Below are 16,411 nucleotides of genomic sequence, written 5' to 3' on the forward strand. Positions count from 1 at the left end.
ATCTGTTCGCAAATATCCCGGGGGGTCCGGGGGGCTGGCCCCCCGGTCCGACGGCAGGAGCATGCAATGACCCGCACATATCTTTCCCGAAATCCTTCGGTTCTGTGGTTCCTGCTGATCCTGTCCGGGTTCACCCTCGGCGTCACCCTGCTCTCCCAGGCCTATGGCGTGGCGTTCCTGTCCACCTCCTTCATCAAGACCCTTGGCATGACCCTGTGCCTCTGTCTCGTTGCCCTCGCGATGGATCTGATCTGGGGCTACGCCGGTATCCTCAGCCTTGGTCACATGGCGTTCTTCGCGCTTGGTGGCTACATGATCGGCATGTGGCTGATGTATGCCCGGACCGAGGCGATCGTCATCACCGCCCTGTCCAACGAGGCGCTTCCCGCCACGGCGCAGGAGATCCAGAACGGCATCGCGGCACAGATCTTTGGCGTGGTGGGGGCATCGGAACTGCCGCCCGTGTGGCTGTTTGCCCATTCGCTGCCGCTGCAGTTGCTGCTGGTGGTGCTGGTCCCGGGACTTCTGGCGCTGATCTTCGGCTGGCTGGCGTTTCGCAGCCGCGTGACGGGGGTGTATCTGTCGATCCTGACTCAGGCGATGACCCTGGCCCTCGCGCTCTATCTGTTCCAGAACGATTCCGGCCTGCGCGGCAACAACGGTCTGTCAGGATTGCAGAACATCCCCGGTCTGGACGGGGTGTCGCAAGACCGGGTGTCGGTCTGGTTCCTCTGGGCATCGGCCTTTGCCCTCGGGTTGGGCTATCTGCTGGTGGCCTGGGTGGTGTCGGGCAAGTTCGGCTCCGTCATCCGCGCCATCCGCGATGACGAGGCGCGGGTGCGCTTCCTTGGCTATTCGGTCGAGGGCTACAAGCTGTTCGTCTTTACCCTGACCGCGATCATCGCGGCCATTGCCGGCGCGCTTTACTACCCGCAGGCGGGGATCATCAACCCGGCGGAACTGGCCCCGATTGCCAGCATCTACCTTGCCGTCTGGGTGGCCATCGGCGGGCGCGGGCGGCTCTATGGCGCGGTGATCGGCGCGGCCTTTGTCTCGCTGCTGTCGTCCTGGTTCACTGGCGGGCGGGCCCCCTCGATCAACCTGGGCTTTTATACCATCAACTGGGTGGACTGGTGGCTGATCCTGCTGGGCCTGTCCTTTGTGGGCGTTACCCTGTTCGCGCCCAAGGGCATCGGCGGGCTGGTCGACCTGTGGCAGGGCCTGCGCACGCCCGACCGCAAGGGGGCGGACCTTGGGCCGGGTGACGGGTCGCTGTTGGAAAAAGAGGCCAAGAAATGACGCAGCTTCTGGAAGTCTCCGGCGTGTCCGTCACCTTTGACGGGTTCCGCGCCATCAACAACCTGTCGTTCAACATCGGCCCGGCAGAGTTGCGCGCCATCATCGGCCCGAACGGGGCGGGCAAGACCACATTCATGGACATTGTCACCGGCAAGACCCGGCCCGACGAGGGCAAGGTGCTGTGGGGGGATCGGTTGCAATCCTTGCTGGCGATGTCCGAGGCCCAGATCGCCCGGGCCGGGGTGGGCCGCAAGTTCCAGCGCCCCACGGTGTTCGAGGATCAGACGGTCGCCGACAATCTGATGATGGCGCTGAAGGCGGCACGTGGGCCGCTGGCGGTGCTGTTCTGGTCGCCCAAACCCGCCGACCACGCCCGCGTGGCGGAACTGGCGACTGAGGTGGGGTTGGGCGACGCGCTTGGCCGCAAGTCGGGGGAGTTGAGCCACGGACAAAAGCAATGGCTGGAAATCGGCATGCTCCTAGCGCAGGAGCCGAAGCTGTTGCTGGTCGATGAACCGGCAGCGGGCATGACGCTGGCCGAACGCGAGCATACCACACGGCTGCTGGTGGACCTTGCCAAGACCCGCGCGGTGGTTGTGGTGGAGCATGATATGGAATTCGTGCGCCGCCTGAACTGCAAGGTGACCGTACTGCACGAAGGGTCTGTGCTGGCCGAGGGCACACTGGACCATGTCACCCGCAATCCGCAGGTGATCGACGTTTATCTGGGGCGGTCGGAACGATGATCAGAACCGAAAACCTGACGCTGCATTACGGCGGCAGCCAGATCCTGCATGGCATCAGCATGGAGGCCCGCGCGGGCGAGGTGACCTGCGTGATGGGCACCAACGGGGTTGGCAAGACCTCGCTGCTCAAGGCGCTTGCGGGGACGCACCCGCGCTCGGGCGGCAAGCTTTGGCTGGCGGATGAACCGGTCGGAATCGTGCAGCCGCAGGCCATGGCGCGGCGCGGGCTGGCGGTTGTGCCGCAGGGGCGGATGATCTTTCCGCTGCTGACGGTGCGCGAGAATATGGAAACCGCCTATGCCTTGCTGCCCCGGGCCGAGCATCGCATCCCGGATGAGATCTTTGAGTTGTTCCCGATCCTCAAGGACTTCCTGCACCGTCGCGGCGGCGATCTGTCGGGCGGGCAGCAGCAGCAGCTGGCGATTGCCCGCGCGATGATCATGAAGCCCCGGGTTCTGCTGCTGGACGAGCCGACCGAAGGCATCCAGCCCAACATCATCCAGCAGATCGGGCGGGTGATCGAATACCTCAAGGGCAAGGGGGATATGGCGATCATTCTGGTCGAGCAGTATTTCGACTTTGCCTATGGGCTGGCTGACCGCTTCTATGTGCTCAAGCGGGGCGAAGTGGCGCTGGAAGGGGACAAGGCGACGCTGTCCAAAGAGGTGCTGCGGGCCACGGTTTCGGTCTGAGCGGGACGGGTGTAACACAGCGGGCAGGCACTGTGAAATGTTTATAATCAAGGACTTGAGGTGTGCGTAGTAAGAAGTTTTTAACTTCTGCCGACAGATACCGAGCCAGTGCACCGAATGAAAGGCCCCCGGTCTTGCGTTATGCGCAGGAAATGTGCATATTCTGCTCATCAGGAAGCAAAGCGTGGATCCCGGAATGAGTGTGCGATTTAACCTTGTGCTGTCGGATGACCTTAACAGCGCGATTGAGCAGGTTGTCACCGAAAGTGAAAGCAACAAAAGTGAAGTGATCCGCAAGGCGCTCCAGCTTTTCATTGCGGCGCAGGATGGCAAAAAGCGGGGTCTGAAACTTGGTCTGGTCGAACCCAAAACGCGCCAGATGGAAACCGAGTTTGTCGGTCTGTGACCAATCCTCAGATCTATGATCTGTCTGCCGCTCCGAAAGGGCATACCTATACCGCGACAGTGAAGCCCGAAGAGTCGAACAAGGACGCCTGGGTGCGCGTGATCAAAGACCTGACCCTGTTCTTTGCGGCGCTGTCCTTTCTTGCTGTGCTGGCATGGATCTGCGTTACGACCGTTCAATCGGAAACTGCGGCATCCGAGGAAAAGAAATGGGCAATGTCATTCCTGACCGGGGCCGCGGGGGGTCTGATCGGCTATCTGGTCAAGAAGTGAACCCGCATCTTCTCCTTCCCGCAGAACGTTTCCCCAAAAAAGCAAAAGGCCCCGGAGCGATCCGGGGCCTTTGCCTTGCCTGTACGGGCAGATCAGTTGGTAACAGCCGGTGCGGCCTCGCCCTCGGCGGCAGGCTCTGCTGCGGGCGAGAGCGACGCGATGTAGGCATAGACATCAAGACGCTCTTTTTCATTGGCGAGTTTGAACGCCATCTTCGAGCGGGCGCCGCTGTCATCCAGACGGGCCTTGAGGAACTTGGCCGGATCGGCCGCATATTCGAGGAACGAGGCTTCGTCCCAGACAAAGCCGGTTGCGCCAAGGGCAACCAGATCATCGCCATAGCCGTTGAAATCGGCCTGGCTGCCTGCAACACGGCCCGGCAGGCCATACAGGTTCGGGCCAGTCTTGGCGGCGCGGCCGCCCAGCACGTTGCCATCGGCATCCGCAATCACGTGGCAGGTCTGGCACTTGTTGAACACACGTTCACCGGCAGCGGCATCCCCGGTCGCCTGAGCCATGGCGGGCGCAGTGAAGGCGAGCGAGGCAAATGTCATAACAGTCATAGCGAGTTTCATAAAGGGTCCTCCGAAGTGAATTCTATGGGATACAAATGCATCCCGTTGGCGAAAAGGCAAGTCACGCGCGCGTGCAGCGGGCGAGTATCTTTTTTCAGATGGATGAAACCCATGGCAGGGCCCCTGCGTTCCCGGCACGATTTCAGGCACCAGACGTCAGGCGACCGCGTGGGCAAGCGCGCATTGCCGCCACAGCGAGGCCAGCGCGGTCACCAGATGGTCGATATCGGCATCGGAATGCAGCGGTCCGGGGGTGATGCGCAGCCGTTCGGTGCCTTTTGGCACGGTGGGATAATTGATCGGCTGCACATAGATACCCCAGTCGTTCATCAGGATATCGCTGATCATCTTGCATTTGACCGGATCGCCGATCATCACCGGGATGATGTGGCTGTCATTGGCCAGATGCGGGATACCGGCACGGTCCAGCCGGGTGCGCAGTTGGGCCACGCGGTCTGCCTGTGCATCGCGCTCGGCCGAAGATTGCTTGAGGTGCCTGATCGACGCGGTGGCGGCGGCAGCGACTGCCGGGGGCAGGGCGGTGGTGAAGATGAAGCCGCTGGAAAAGCTGCGGATGAAATCAACCAGCGGCGCCGATCCGGTGATATAACCGCCGACGCAGCCAAAGGCCTTGCCCAGCGTGCCCTCGATCAGGTCGATGCGATGGGCCAGGCCCTCGCGCTCGGTCACGCCGCCACCGCGCGGGCCATACATGCCGACGGCATGGACCTCGTCTATGTAGGACAGCGCGCCATGGGCTTCGCAGACCTCGACAATCTCGCGGATCGGGGCGACATCGCCATCCATGGAATAGACGGACTCGAAGGCCACGATCTTGGGCCGGTCGCCCACCGCATGCAGCTTGCGGTCCAGATCGCGCCAGTCATTGTGGCGCCACAGCACCTTGTCGGCGCGGGAATGGCGGATGCCTTCGATCATCGAGGCATGGTTCTTTTCATCCGACAGGATCACCGCGCCCGGAATGCGCGCGCCAAGCGTGCCAAGGGCGGCCCAGTTCGACACATAGCCCGAGGTGAACAGCAGCGCCGCCTCCTTGCCATGCAGATCGGCCAGTTCGGATTCCAGCAGGATATGGTGGTGATTGGTGCCGCCGATGTTGCGGGTGCCGCCGGCGCCCGTGCCGCAGGCGCGCACGGCATCGACCATGGCGTTCACCACCGACGGATTCTGACCCATGCCCAGATAATCGTTGGAACACCACACCGTCACATCGCGCAGCGCCCCGTCCTTGTGGTTGTCGGCGCGGGGGAAATTGCCGCAGCGGCGTTCCAGATCGGCAAAGACGCGGTAATTGCCTTCAGCTTTCAGGGTGTCCAGATGGCTGGTGAAGAGGGCGTCAAAGTCCATGGGTCTTTTCTTTCAACGTCGGGTGCAGGGTCTGCATCGCCTGCGGTTGCGATTTGCGCTCGGGCAGCATCCAGCGCCAAAGCTTCTGGTCGGGAAGCGGGATGACCATGAACCAATGCTCCAACAGCGCGAGCAGGGTCAGGGCAGACAGGAGGGTAAAGCCGATCAGCGTGCCATTGGTGGTGGCGGTAAAGGCGCGTTCCAGAAAACAGTAGGACGCATAGCTGAGCGCGGTGACCGACAGCGGGAACACCCAGTTCATCGGCGCGCGCCGGAAATGGCTGGCCAGATGCGACAGTGGGCGGGGCAGAAATTCGGTATGGATGCGCGGCACGCCGAAGAACAGGTTCAGCTTGGCGGAAATGCGCGCAAAGAACAGGATGGCAAAGGTCCAGAGGCCGAAGATATTGGCGGCATCAAGGGTCAGGATCACAATGGCGGCCAGCAGGGCGATCAGCAGCAGCTCGTGCCACAGGATGGTGCCGATGGCGCGGAAGAACCGCGCTTGCAGCGGCGCATCCGGCGGGCAGGGCACCGTGTTCGGCCCGGCAATGATGCCCGACAGAAAGGCAAGCTCGACCCAGCCCCAGACCGCCAGCGCCGAGAGAAACGACAGGTAGGCCCCGAGGGCCGACGTGTCGGCCCGCGTCTCGTTCAGGCCGATGATCCCCGCCAGCAACAGCGGCAGGCCCAGCAGCACCGACCACAGATGCGCGTCCCGGCCCGCGTTATCGGCCCGGCGCACGCGCCACAGGATGATGCCGGTGGAAAACCACCACAGGAAAATGGCGGACAGAGCCGCAATCCACGGGTTGGTCAGGGTCCATGCGTCAGTCATGCGTGGCCCCCCTGTGTCCAGAGGGGCCACACACGGCGGCGGGACGCGCCCATCCCGCAGCCGCAATCACCGCTGTCGCGGCGATATGATGGCGATCGGTCAATACGCCGGCTCCAGCCGCACGGATGCGGGCGGCGTCGTCTTGATGACCGGGATCGTGTAGAGCGAGACAAAGGCCGCAAGGGCGCGTGCCGTGCCCCAGGCATTGGTCAGACGGCCCTTGAGGCCGCCCGTCTTGCGCCCGCGTTCCATATCCAGCATGGCCGCGTTCATGCGGCGCAGGCCCGGAATCCAGCGCGGGTGGTCGATGTCGATTTCCACCGGAAACACCTGCCGCGCGATGGCAGAGGTCTTGCGGAACACCTCCTGGTCATACCAGTCGATGTCCACCCCCAGCGCCTCGTGAAAATCCTTGCGGGCGTGATCGCGCACCCACATCGTGGAATAGACCGCCGTCAGGAAGAACCGGATCCACAGCTTGTTGGTAAAGCTGGTGGTCAGCTTGGGGTCGGTGCGCATCAGCAGGGCGAAGGCTTCGCCATGGCTGAACTCGTCATTGCACCATTCCTTGAACCATTTGAAGATCGGGTGGAACCGCTGTTCGGGATGCGCCTCCAGATGGCGGTAGATGGTGATGTAGCGGGCATAACCGATCTTTTCCGACAGGTAGGTGGCGTAATAGATGAACTTTGGCCGGAAATAGGTGTATTTCTTGGCCTTGGTCAGAAAGCCGAGGTTCACCGCCACGCCTGCTTCGCGCAGGGCATCGTTGATGAACCCGGCATGGCGCGCCTCGTCGCGGGCCATGTAGTTGAACAGCTCGCAGATGTCGGGGTTGTTGCCGCGGCGTTTCATTTCCTTGTAGAGCACGCAGCCGGAAAACTCTGCCGTGCAGGACGACACCAGAAAGTCGATGAATTCGGCGCGCAGATGCGGCTCCATCCCGGCCCAGTCCACATGGTCCCAATCGGCGTTCTTCTTGAAATGGCCCTTGTTCGGGTCTGACCGCATCTGCGCGATCAGCGCGTCCCATTCCGCGCGCACCGGGGTGACATCCACCCGGTCCATCTCGTCGAAATCGGTGGTGTAGAAGCGCGGGTTCAGAAGCGTGGCATCGGTCGCCATCGCGGTGGTGTCAAACTTGCCGGCCAGTTCGGCATGCAATTCGCCATGCGTGGTGGCATGGTCTTTTTCAAGGGTTGAGTCTTTCATACCGTCAACTCCTCGCTGAAGGAAAATTCGCACAGTTCCATGAAGTCGAAATCGCCCGTCAGCCTGACCCACTGGCGTTCCAGCCAGGTGGCGCGGGTGATGGTGGCGATGCGGTCTTCGATGATCAGTTCGCCATAGGCGGCCAGCACTGGCGCGCCATGCACCAGAACCTCGTCGCCCGGATGGACGACCGCGCCGTTGTTGAATTTGACATGGGCGTGAAGCGCTTCGAACCGGTGACTGACCTCGACGGTGCAGGGCACCTGTTCCTTTACTTTGCTGAAGAATGCCATTGTTTGGTTCCCTTATTTTGTTTGATCAAGCAGCCGTTCGAACGCGGCTTTGTTGTCGCCGCCAAAGGCATAAAGCTCTGCGCTCCAGCCTGTGGTCGGATCTTCGGCCACAAGGCGGCCGTTGTCATAGCGCACAACCCGCATCGGCGGATTGCCCTCGATCTTGGCCACCAGACGCGCGCGCGCCATGGCAGACTGGATCACTGTGATGAAACCACCATGCGGCAGATCCAGCAACAGGGTGCCGTCAGCATCGCGGACCACAACCGCTTGTGCTGACTGGCCTTCAAGAACCAGCCACCGTTCTTGGACGACGGTAGAGGCTGGCGGAACACCCACATGCGGGTGGTTGGTCAGGACCGACAGGCTGACCACGGTCAGCGTGATCATCGCCAGCCCGAACATGGCCCAGAGCAGAACCCGGGGGATCATCTCGCGTTCGGGGGAGGGGCGGTCGGCAAGGGTGCGGAATTGTGCCATTCTCTGCGCCCTTTATTCTGCGGCCAGCACGGCACCCGAGGGGGCCATGGTGACAACCGGTTCGTTCAGCTTGGCCTGTGCGGCATCTGCCAGCAGGCGCGCCACGTTCTGCGCATCGGGGATGCAACGGAACGCGGGCTGCGTGACCTTCGCAAAGCCGGGCCGCAGATGCGGCCACAGCACGGCATAGGACAGCCGCGCGCCATCGGTGATTTCAATGGCAATGGTGCCGGTGCCGCCGGGTTTGAGGTCCAGCCGGGCGGTGGCAATGCGCACAAAGGGGATGGTATAGGTCACGGGCAGGGCCGCTCCGATCCGCATGATGACGCGGGCAGAGGTGATGGTGTAGATCGAGGCGCGGGCCTGGGCCCAGGCCAGCAGGTAGATCACGCCATATGCCGCAATCGCCAGCACCAGATAGGGCAGGCCGGTTGCCAGCATCAGCGCGGCACCGCCATCGGCATAGGCCCCACCGGCGCGCCAGAGCACGAGGATCAGCATATAGCCGGCGATCCAGTTGATCTTGTAGGCTTCCCGCGCAAGGGCCATGGCATTCGCCTTGCCCTGCCACAGGATTTCTTCGCCTTTCGGCAGACCGGCAGGCACGCCGGGCATCAGTTCGAAATCGAAATCCCTGTCGACGACTCGGTCGACGGTCTTGCTCTTCGTATCATGGTCCGACATCTCGAACCCTCCGTATCTGTTGGTCAAGACGGGGCGGCGCGGGCGCGCGCCGCCCCCCTTCTTTGTCAGTAGCCGTATTTGCGCTTGGTCGCGTACATCCAGCCCGAGGCGACATAGGCCGAGATCTTGTCTTCCTCGAGCTTGGTCACCGTGGTCAGCGATTTGGTCGCCGGGATATCTGCGAAATGGTCCGAGGTGATCGAGCGCACGCGCACCCGGTCGGCCCAGATCCGGGCCATGGTCATCGGGATCAGGCGGCGTTCGCCCGAGTTCAGCTCGATTTCCAGGTAGCGCACCATCTGTTCGGGCGCATCCACCCACATGTCGCTGACGCGGCCCACAACTTCCAGATCGGCGGCCTGCACCGGCAGACCGCGCGGGTCACGCCCGGCGCTGACGGCAAAGCCCTTGGCCTGCGCCATCGGCACGATCTTGGCATGGCCATGGCCATCCAGTTCCGGCTCGTCGCGGCGCGGGGTCCAGGATGCCGGGCCCACCCCATCCAGCATCGGATTGCCGGTGGGCGCATGCGGGAAGCCTTCCGACACGGCGGTGCGGGCCAGCGCCAGATCGGTGCGGCGGTGTTCCGCCTCATTCGCGGCGGATGGCACGGTCACGCTGCCCTTGCCGTTGGGCAGAAGGAAGGTCTTGGGCTTGGGCACCGGGAACGGGCCCTGGTTTGGCGCGGGCAGACCATCTTCGGTTTCCAGCGGATAGCCTTCGCGCATGTTTTCGGTCTGCAGGTAATAGATCAGCAAGGCAAAAAAGCCCCAGAACAGCCAGATCGACAGGCTCGCCAGATCGAAATTGCCGAAGAAATTGACGCCAACCATGGAATGGTCCTCCGCGTTGTCAGGTGGGGAAGTCGGCGAGGGCAAGCTTGCCCGCGTCGGCCTCCGGTTTCGGTGAAGTCAGGATGCCGAGTTTGACCAAGGGGCCAAGCACGACGAGGGTTGCAAAAAGAAGTACGATTTCAAGATGATAGACGGCAGAATAGCCAATACTGGGGTCGGTGAGCGCGCCCAGTTTTCCACTGGTGGCCAGATGGCTGACCAGATCGCGCAAGGTGCCGCCGATCAGGATGGCAAGGCCCGCAGCGGTAGCCTGTGCGGCCCCCCAGGCCCCCAGCGCCAGACCCGCCCCCGCCAGCCCGCGCGCGGGCATGGTCATCGCGGCGGTGAGGGTGGAGATACCGAACAGCCCGCCGCCAAAGCCGATGCCGAAGGCCCCGATGTAGAAGATCAGCGTGCTGTCCAGCGGGGCCGCAAAGACGATGCAGGAAAACGCGGCCACCCCGGCCAGAATGCCGCGCGCCGCCATCCGGTAGGGGTCCATCCCCCGGGTCAGCCAGCGTGCGGCCAGCAGAAAGCCGGTCAGCGCGCCCGCCGCCCATGCGGCGGTCAGCAGCGTGGTGGCCCCGACCGACAGGCCAAGGATCTCGCCGCCATAGGGCTCCAGCAACACATCCTGCATCTGAAAGGCAAGGGTGCCCAGCATCACCACCGCCAGCAGCCGCCCCGCCGTGCCGCCCGCCATCAGATCGCGCCAGGCATCGCGGAACTGCGGGCGCGGTTCGGCGCGCTGCGCTTTCGTCATCGGAGCGACCTTTTCCTGCTTCCACAGGGCGATGATGTTCAACACCAGCGTCGCCGCGCCACAGCCCTGCACCACGCGCACCAGCGTGATCGGGTCATAGTCGCGCAAGAGGTAGCCCACGATCACCGCAGACACCCCCATGCCGACAAGGAACATGATATAGAGCAGCGCCACCACCCGCGGCCGCGTCTCATCGCTGGCCCGGTCCGCGGCAAGCGCCAGACCGGCGGTCTGGGTCATGTGCATGCCGATGCCGGTCATCAGAAAGGCCAGGGCCGCCAGAACCTCTCCCGCCCATCGCGGGCCAAGATATTGGTCGCCCGACAGCACGATCAGCGCAAAGGGCATCACCGCAAGGCCACCCATCTGCCACAGGCTGCCAAACCACAGGTACGGCACCCGCTTCCAGCCGATGGCCGAACGGTGGGTGTCAGACCGGTGCCCCAGCAGCGCACGGAAGGGCGCCACCAGCACCGGAATGGCGATCATCAGCGCCACCAGCATGGCCGGGATCGACAGTTCCACAATCATCACCCGGTTCAGCGTGCCCAGCAGCAGGACCGTCGCCATCCCGACCGAGATCTGGAACAGGCTCAGCCGCAGCAGTTGCCGCAGCGGCAGCCCGTCCGAGGCCGCATCGGCAAAGGGCATCCACCCAGCCCCCAGTTTCGCGATGTCCTTCTTGCGCAGGATCATGGCCGGTACTCCAGACATTCGCTGATGTAGAATCCGCTGCTGATCCGCCCCACCCGCGCCAGCCCCGGTCCGGTGGCTTTTGCCAGCGTTTCAAAGGCATGCGGGATCATGGTGGGTGACCGGTCGGCGCGCGGGAACAGCTTGCCCAAGCCAAAGAAGGTCATCAGGAAGGGCGTGCGCGGGGCGACGGTGAACACGATCTGCCCGCCCGTGCGCTGCGCCAGACGGTGCAGGATCGCGGCAATATCCCTGCCATTGTAATAGATCAGGCTGTCCATCGCGATCACATGGTCAAAACGGCCGAAGGCCTCATCCGTCATATCCCCGGCGGCAAAGCTGACCTGACCCGCAAAGCGCGGCTCCAGCCGGTCACGTGCGATGGCAATCAGCTGCGGCGAGATATCCACCGCCACCACCTCAGCCCCGCGCGCCGCCAGTTCCGCCGTCATCAGCCCGGTGCCGCAACCGGCATCCAGCACCCGCCTGCCCGTCAGGTCGGCAGGCAGTTGCGCCAGCATGGTCGCCCGCATCGCATCGCGCCCGGCGCGCACGGTCTGCCGGATGCGGCTGACCGGCGCGTCAGAGCACAAACGCTCCCAAACCTTGGTGGCGCTGCGGTCGAAATAGTCTTCGACCCTGGCACGGGTGGTGGAATAGTCGGTCATTCTCAATCGAATCCCAGCAATTCAAAGATTTCGCGGTCGGGCAGCGGGTCGGGGGTTGATCCCTTGCCCTGCACCGACCGCCACAGCGTATCGGCCAGCCGCATGTATTCGGCCCGCGCCATGACCACGTCTTCGGCATCGTCCATCTCGAACAGGGTCTTCTTCTTCAGGCGCGACCGGCGGATGGCGTCGATGTCGGGCATATGGGCCAGCCGGTTGAAGCCGACGCGGGCGCAATAGCGATCCACCTCATCGGTCTCGCGCGAGCGGTTGGCGACGCAACCGGCCAACTGCACCTTGTAATTGCTCGATTTCGCCTGCACCGCCGCGATGATCCGGTTCATCGCATAGATGCTGTCAAAGTCATTGGCGGTGATGATCACGGCGCGGTCGGCATGCTGCAGGGGGGCCGCAAACCCGCCACAGACCACATCGCCCAGCACGTCGAAAATCACCACATCGGTGTCTTCCAGCAGATGGTGCTGCTTCAAGAGTTTCACCGTCTGCCCGACGACATAGCCACCACAGCCGGTGCCCGCCGGCGGCCCGCCAGCCTCCACGCATTTCACGCCGTTGAACCCAACAGCCACATAATCCTCGGGGCGCAATTCCTCGGCGTGGAAATCGACCTCTTTCAGAATGTCGATCACCGTCGATTGCAGCCGACCCGTCAGGGTGAAGGTGCTGTCATGCTTGGGGTCGCAGCCGATCTGCAACACGCGTTTGCCCATCATGGAAAATGCGGCCGACAGGTTCGAGCTGGTGGTCGACTTCCCGATCCCGCCCTTGCCATAGACCGAGAACACCTTGGCCCCCTCGATCTTCACATCGCTGTCCTGATGCACCTGCACCGACCCGTCGCCATCAAGGCCTCTCAGGTTCGGGATCTCATCACGTGGGCTCATTGTGCCCTCCTTTCCAGAGGCGGGCGCGCCCCTATTATCTGTTCGAAAATATCCCGGGGTCCGGGGCAGAGCCCCGGTCCGAAGGTGAACTCAAGGGAGCACATCGTCATTCTGCCGCGATCCCTTCCAACCGGTCTTCCATCTCATCCGCTGCCCGCTGCAACGCGGCCAATGTCTCGGCATCGGGTTGCCAGTAGTTGCGGTCTGATGCTTCCAGCAGGCGCTGTGCCATCCGGTTGCTGGCCTCCGGGTTCAACCCGGCCAGCCGCTTGCGCATCACCTCATCCAGCACGAAGGTTTCCGAAAGGCGCTGATAGACCCAAGGGTCAACGTGCCCGGTGGTGGCCGACCAGCCAAAGGTGTTGGACACATGCGCCTCGATCTGGCGCACGCCTTCGGCCCCGTGCCTGAGCAATCCCTCATAGAATTTGGGGTTCAGGCTGCGCGAGCGGGTTTCCAGCGCGATCTGGTCTTTCAGTGTGCGCACCGTGCCCGCACCCCGGGTCTGGTCGCCGATGAACACCGGCGTATCCACCCCGCCGCGGGCGCGCTTGACCGCGCGGGCGATGCCGCCCAGCGTGTCGAAGTAATGGTCTACGCTGGTGACGCCCAGTTCGACCGATTCCAGGTTCTGATAGGCCAGATCGACATCTTTCAACGCCTTTTGCAGCAACTGGCCATTCTGCACCGGCTTGCCCGAGCGGCCATAGGCAAAGCTCTTGCGCGACTCGTAGGCATCGGCCAGCTCATCCTCGGCCCCGAAGGCCGAGGATCCGACCAGCACATTCACGTTCGACCCGTAGGCCCCTTCGGCATTGGAAAACACCCGCAACGCCGCCACATCCATCTCCACCCCCATTTCGGCGGCATAGGCCAGCGCATGGGCGCGGATAAAGTTCTGTGCCTCCGGCTCGTCGGCGGTGGCGGCCTTCCAGGCCGCTTCGGCCAGCATCCGGGTCTGCAAGGGCAGCAGGTCGCGGAAGATGCCCGACAGCGTCATCACCACATCAATGCGCGGGCGGCCAAGCTCGGCCAGCGGGATCAGGTCCGCGCCGCACAGCCGGCCATAATGGTCAAAGCGCGGCCGCGCGCCCATCAGGGCCAGCGCCTGTGCAATCGGCCCGCCATCGGATTTGATGTTGTCAGACCCCCATAGCACCAGCGCCACGCTGCGCGGCAGCCGGTCTGCGGCGGCCAGCAGCCGTTCGGCCTGTGCCGCCCCGTCCTGCATGGCAAAAGCGGTCGGCATGCGGAACGGGTCAAAGGCATGGATGTTGCGGCCCGTGGGCAGGATCTCGGGCGCGCGGATCAGGTCACCCCCCGGCACCGGGCTGATGAAGCGGCCCGACAGGGCGCGCAGCAGGGCAGGAATCTCGTGGTCCTCGCACAGCAGCCGCTCGGCTTCGGCCTTGTCAGCCGTATCGGGCATCAGCTCGAGCATGGCGGCGCGGTTTGCGTCGCTCATCACGGCTCCAAGAACGTGGAACCCATCGGTGATGAGGGCCCCTTCGGTCTCCAGCAGTTTGATCCACAGCGTGTCCAGATCGCTGGCGTCCAGATCGACGGCAAGCGCCTGCACCAGCAAAAGGTCAATCATCTCCAGCCGTTCCGGCGCGTCCATCGGCAGGGCGCGCAGCCGGGTCAGCGTGTCCTTGACATCGGCCAACCCTTTATACAGCCCCGATTGTGCCAAAGGCGGCGTCAGATGGGTGATGGTAATGGCGTTCGACCGGCGCTTGGCCAGCGTCGCCTCGGACGGGTTGTTCGCGGCATAGAGGTAGATGTTGGGCAGGTTGCCGATCAACCGGTCGGGCCAGCAGGTTTCCGACATGCCCGCCTGTTTGCCCGGCATGAATTCCAGCGCGCCATGCATCCCGAAGTGCAGCAGCACATCGGTGCCGAAGTCTTCGCGCATCCAGCGGTAAAAGGTGGTGAAGGCATGGGTGGGCGCAAAGCCCTTCTCGAACAGCAGGCGCATCGGGTCGCCTTCATAGCCGAACACCGGCTGAAGTCCGACAAAGACATTGCCCATCTCGCGGCCCAGCACGAACACACCGCGCCCGTCGGTCTGGATGCGGCCAGGAGCCGGGCCCCAGGCGGCCTCCACATCGCGCAGCCATTTGGTCTTGGCGACCACTTCGGCGGCGGGAACGATGGCGGCCACATTGGCAGGCTGGCCATACATCCGGGCCGATCCGCCCAGCACCGCCTCGCGCAGATCCTCCACGCTTTCAGGCGGGTCCACGCGGTAACCGGCGGCCTTCATCGCATGCAGCGTGTTGTGCAGCGATTCAAAGACCGACAGATAGGCCGCAGTGCCCGCCGCCCCGGCATTGGGCGGAAAGCCGTAGAGCACGATGGCAACCTTGCGGCTGGCCACATCCGACCGGCGCAGATGCGCCAGACGCGCCACCTTGTCGGCCAGCGCGTCGATCCGCTCAAAGCAGGGGGCCATGGCGCGGGTGGTCAGCGCCTCGGCACTCTGCGGCTGACAATTCTTGGCGCAGCCCTTGCAGCCGTTCGCGTCATGGCGCCCGGCAAAGACGGTGGGGTTGGTGGCGCCATCAATCTCGGGCAGCGCGATCAGCATGGTGGTTTCCACCGGGCCAAGCCCGCCCCCCGATTCCCCCCATTGCCCCAATGTCTGGAATTCCAGCGGATGGGCCGCAATATAGGGCACGTCCAGCGCCGCAAGCGCCGCCACAGCCGCCGGGCTGTCATTATAGGCCGGGCCGCCGACAAGGCTGAACCCGGTGAGCGAGACCAGCGCATCGACCTTGGCCCCGGCAGGCCCGGTGAAGAACGCCTCCATCGCCGGGCGACCATCCAGCCCGCCGGCAAAGGCCGGCAGCACGGCGATGCCCTTGGCCTCAAACGCGGTGATCACCGCATCGTAATGCGCGGTGTCACCCGCAAGGATGTAGCTGCGCAGCATCAGCATGCCAACGGTGGCCACAGCGCCCTCGGGGCGGGGGAGCACGCTGGCATCGGTGGTGATGCGGCTTGCAAGCCCGGGGTGATAGAGGCCGGTATCAGGGTAATCGATCGGTGCTGCCGCCTTGACCTTGGCCCAGTCGCGCTTGCCCGAATAGCGGCTGACCAGAAAGCGCACCATGGCTTCCAGATTGTCATCCGACCCGCCCAGCCAATATTGCATCGACAAGAACCAGGCGCGCAGATCCTGCGCCTTGCCGGGGAAGTACTTCAGGATCTTCGGCAACCGCCGCAACATCGCCATCTGCTTCTGGCCCGACCCTGCCGACGGGGCCTTGCTGCCGCGCAGCTTTTTCAGCAGCGCCATCGGGCCGGACGCCTCGACGCTCATATCCAGATCACCCATCTTCGTCAGCTTGACGACGGATGGGTCTGCGATCACCCCGACAAACCCATCGCAGCGCGCGCGGGCGGCCTGCAACTCGGGCAGGATGGCGGTGATGTGCTCTTCGATGAACAAAAGATTTGCCACGACGAAATGCGCGCTGTTCACCGCCGCCTTGGCCGCGGCGAGCGCGCTTGGATTTTCCGCCCATTCGGCGGCCGCATGAACCGAAACCTCGATCCCCGGGAAATCCTGCGCCAGGCGTGGCGCGATCCGTGCGGCCGGGCCTGCCGCATGGGCATCCAGCGTCACGATCACGAAACGGTAAACCCCGTCGCCCTGTGGCGCAGTCATTTCCGGCGATG

17 protein-coding genes are annotated in these 16,411 nt (G+C 63.7%); 5 read left to right on the forward strand and 12 right to left on the reverse strand.

The window, feature by feature from the left end:
* Positions 1-66 precede the first annotated feature (66 nt).
* From urtC to CXR43_RS05815, 5 genes are all read left to right on the forward strand, one after another.
* On the forward strand, positions 67-1,299 hold the full coding sequence (urtC, locus tag CXR43_RS05795; protein WP_103333118.1) for an urea ABC transporter permease subunit UrtC: 1,233 nt from the start codon (positions 67-69) through the stop codon (positions 1,297-1,299).
* The gene (gene urtD / locus CXR43_RS05800; RefSeq protein WP_103333119.1) at positions 1,296-2,045 is read left to right on the forward strand and encodes an urea ABC transporter ATP-binding protein UrtD; all 750 of its coding nucleotides are present in this window, start codon (positions 1,296-1,298) and stop codon (positions 2,043-2,045) included. Before urtC ends, urtD begins: the two co-directional genes overlap by 4 nt.
* A complete protein-coding gene (gene urtE, locus CXR43_RS05805) occupies positions 2,042-2,737 on the forward strand; it encodes an urea ABC transporter ATP-binding subunit UrtE (RefSeq protein ID WP_103333120.1) in 696 nt (231 codons plus the stop codon). Before urtD ends, urtE begins: the two co-directional genes overlap by 4 nt.
* 184 nt (positions 2,738-2,921) lie before the next feature.
* Positions 2,922-3,143: a ribbon-helix-helix domain-containing protein gene (locus CXR43_RS05810; protein ID WP_210402056.1), complete on the forward strand. Its 222-nt coding sequence runs from the start codon at positions 2,922-2,924 to the stop codon at positions 3,141-3,143.
* Entirely contained in the window at positions 3,140-3,415 is a 276-nt protein-coding gene (locus tag CXR43_RS05815) for a hypothetical protein (RefSeq protein WP_210402057.1), read from the forward strand. The genes CXR43_RS05810 and CXR43_RS05815 overlap by 4 nt, the downstream gene beginning before the upstream one ends.
* A gap of 92 nt (positions 3,416-3,507) precedes the next feature.
* On the opposite strand, the gene CXR43_RS05820 is transcribed toward CXR43_RS05815, so the two are convergent.
* The 12 genes from CXR43_RS05820 to CXR43_RS05875 form a co-directional block, all read right to left on the reverse strand.
* Complete coding sequence (locus CXR43_RS05820) at positions 3,508-3,978, reverse strand: c-type cytochrome (protein ID WP_103333122.1); 471 nt, start codon at positions 3,976-3,978, stop codon at positions 3,508-3,510.
* A 168-nt stretch (positions 3,979-4,146) separates the two neighbouring features.
* Positions 4,147-5,358: a 5-aminolevulinate synthase gene (gene hemA / locus CXR43_RS05825; RefSeq protein ID WP_103333123.1), complete on the reverse strand. Its 1,212-nt coding sequence runs from the start codon at positions 5,356-5,358 to the stop codon at positions 4,147-4,149.
* A complete protein-coding gene (gene puhE / locus CXR43_RS05830) occupies positions 5,348-6,196 on the reverse strand; it encodes a putative photosynthetic complex assembly protein PuhE (protein ID WP_103333124.1) in 849 nt (282 codons plus the stop codon). The genes hemA and puhE overlap by 11 nt, the downstream gene beginning before the upstream one ends.
* 99 nt (positions 6,197-6,295) lie before the next feature.
* Complete coding sequence (acsF, locus tag CXR43_RS05835) at positions 6,296-7,408, reverse strand: magnesium-protoporphyrin IX monomethyl ester (oxidative) cyclase (RefSeq protein WP_103333125.1); 1,113 nt, start codon at positions 7,406-7,408, stop codon at positions 6,296-6,298.
* On the reverse strand, positions 7,405-7,701 hold the full coding sequence (locus tag CXR43_RS05840; RefSeq protein WP_103333126.1) for a hypothetical protein: 297 nt from the start codon (positions 7,699-7,701) through the stop codon (positions 7,405-7,407). The genes acsF and CXR43_RS05840 overlap by 4 nt, the downstream gene beginning before the upstream one ends.
* A 12-nt stretch (positions 7,702-7,713) precedes the next feature.
* A complete protein-coding gene (puhC, locus tag CXR43_RS05845; RefSeq protein ID WP_103333127.1) occupies positions 7,714-8,181 on the reverse strand; it encodes a photosynthetic complex assembly protein PuhC in 468 nt (155 codons plus the stop codon).
* A gap of 12 nt (positions 8,182-8,193) precedes the next feature.
* Positions 8,194-8,865, reverse strand: a complete 672-nt coding sequence (puhB, locus tag CXR43_RS05850) for a photosynthetic complex putative assembly protein PuhB (RefSeq protein WP_103333128.1) — start codon at positions 8,863-8,865, stop codon at positions 8,194-8,196.
* Between the two features lie 65 nt (positions 8,866-8,930).
* On the reverse strand, positions 8,931-9,698 hold the full coding sequence (puhA, locus tag CXR43_RS05855; RefSeq protein ID WP_103333129.1) for a photosynthetic reaction center subunit H: 768 nt from the start codon (positions 9,696-9,698) through the stop codon (positions 8,931-8,933).
* A 19-nt stretch (positions 9,699-9,717) separates the two neighbouring features.
* On the reverse strand, positions 9,718-11,157 hold the full coding sequence (locus tag CXR43_RS05860; protein WP_103333130.1) for a PucC family protein: 1,440 nt from the start codon (positions 11,155-11,157) through the stop codon (positions 9,718-9,720).
* Positions 11,154-11,822 carry a magnesium protoporphyrin IX methyltransferase gene (bchM, locus tag CXR43_RS05865; protein ID WP_103333131.1) on the reverse strand — a complete coding sequence of 223 codons (669 nt, stop codon included), beginning with the start codon at positions 11,820-11,822 and terminating at the stop codon, positions 11,154-11,156. Before bchM ends, CXR43_RS05860 begins: the two co-directional genes overlap by 4 nt.
* 2 nt (positions 11,823-11,824) lie before the next feature.
* The gene (gene bchL, locus CXR43_RS05870; RefSeq protein WP_103333132.1) at positions 11,825-12,727 is read right to left on the reverse strand and encodes a ferredoxin:protochlorophyllide reductase (ATP-dependent) iron-sulfur ATP-binding protein; all 903 of its coding nucleotides are present in this window, start codon (positions 12,725-12,727) and stop codon (positions 11,825-11,827) included.
* Between the two features lie 106 nt (positions 12,728-12,833).
* The gene (locus CXR43_RS05875; protein ID WP_103334046.1) at positions 12,834-16,400 is read right to left on the reverse strand and encodes a magnesium chelatase subunit H; all 3,567 of its coding nucleotides are present in this window, start codon (positions 16,398-16,400) and stop codon (positions 12,834-12,836) included.
* Positions 16,401-16,411: the final 11 nt, after the last annotated feature.

The sequence above is a fragment of the Pseudotabrizicola formosa genome, from assembly GCF_002900965.1.
Taxonomy (GTDB): domain Bacteria; phylum Pseudomonadota; class Alphaproteobacteria; order Rhodobacterales; family Rhodobacteraceae; genus Pseudotabrizicola; species Pseudotabrizicola formosa.